The organism is Pseudoroseomonas cervicalis ATCC 49957 (genome assembly GCF_000164635.1).
In the GTDB taxonomy this organism is placed as follows: domain Bacteria; phylum Pseudomonadota; class Alphaproteobacteria; order Acetobacterales; family Acetobacteraceae; genus Pseudoroseomonas; species Pseudoroseomonas cervicalis.
This window is the reverse complement of the sequence record NZ_GG770864.1, coordinates 1-1,371: the sequence shown is the minus strand read 5'-3', so window position 1 is coordinate 1,371 and position 1,371 is coordinate 1. Positions and strand designations below refer to the sequence as shown.

Below are 1,371 nucleotides of genomic sequence, written 5' to 3'. Positions count from 1 at the left end.
CTGGGCCTGGCGATGGAGCTGGCCCGCTTCCTGCGCCGGCAGGAGCGCGACCGCGAGGCCGCCGCGGTCTGGCAGCGCGCCGAGCCCTTGCAGCGCGACCTCTCGCCCGAGGCGGCGCGCGCCCTCTGGGCCGAGCGGCAGGTGCTGTCGCGCAAGCTGCTGCGCCTCGGCGACACCGCCAATGCCTACCGCACCGCCGCCGCGCATGGCCAGACCGGCGGCGAGGGGCTGCACGAGGCCGAGTTCTGGGCCGGCTTCATCGCGCTGCGCCGGATGGGCGACGCGCCGCGCGCCGCCCAGCATTTCGCCCGGCTGGGCGAGGGCAGCTCCAGCATCATCACCCAGGCGCGGGCGCATTACTGGCGCGGCCGCGCCGCCGCCGGCCTCGGCCGGGCGGAGGAGGCGCGCGCCCATTTCGCCGCCGCCGCCGGCTTCCCCAACGCCTTCTACGGCCAGCTGGGCGCCCTCGCTTTGGGCGAGAGCGCGCCCCAGCTGGCGCAGCGCATCCTCTCCACCCGCCCGCCGCAGCCCAGCGCCGAGGCGGCCTCGGCCTTCCTCGACAAGGAGCTGGCGCGGGCGGTGCTGACGCTGGCCGATCTCGGCGACACCGGGCGGGCGCGGGCCTTCCTGCTGCGGCTGGAGGAGATCGCGGCGAGCCCGGCCGAGCAGCTGCTGACGGCGCGGCTGGCGCATGCGATCGGCCGGCCCGACCACGCGGTCTGGGTCGCCCGGCGCGGCGGCATCGACGGGGTGATGATGCTGCCCGAGGGCTATCCCACCCCCTACACCCTGCCCGAGGGCGCCGAGGTGGAGCCCGCCTTCGCCCATGCGGTGACGCGGCAGGAGAGCAATTTCGACCCCGCCGCCGTCTCGCCCGCCAATGCGCGCGGGCTGATGCAGCTGCTGCCCTCCACCGCCACGCTGGTGGCGCGGCAGCTCGGCATCCCGCACCAGGTGGGGTGGCTGACCAGCCAGCCGGAGCACAATCTGCGGCTCGGCGCGCGCTATCTGGCCGACCAGCTGGCGCGCTTCGGCAACCTCGCCATGGCGGCGGCGGCCTACAATGCCGGGCCGCGCCGGGTCGAGGAATGGCTGGTCACCTATGGCGACCCGCGCGTGCCGGGCGAGGCCGAGGGCGCCGACATGATCGACTGGATGGAGCAGATCCCCTTCTCCGAGACCCGCAACTACGCCCAGCGGGTGGTGGAGAACGCGGTGGTGTACCGGGCGCTGGCCGGCCAGGGCGGGCTGGACCATCCGCTGAAGCCCTGGCTGCCGGTGGGCACGCTGATGGGGGCGGCGCGCTGATGCGCGACCCCGCCCTGCCCGGCCCGGCCGAGGCCGCCGAGGCGCTGGCCCCCGCTTTGCCGG

1 protein-coding gene is annotated in these 1,371 nt (G+C 76.1%); it reads left to right on the top strand.

Annotated features, from left to right (window positions below; translation table 11 throughout):
- The coding region (locus tag HMPREF0731_RS19765) for a lytic transglycosylase domain-containing protein (protein WP_007005986.1) at positions 1-1,308 on the top strand (1,308 nt) is incomplete at its 5' end.
- Positions 1,309-1,371: the final 63 nt, after the last annotated feature.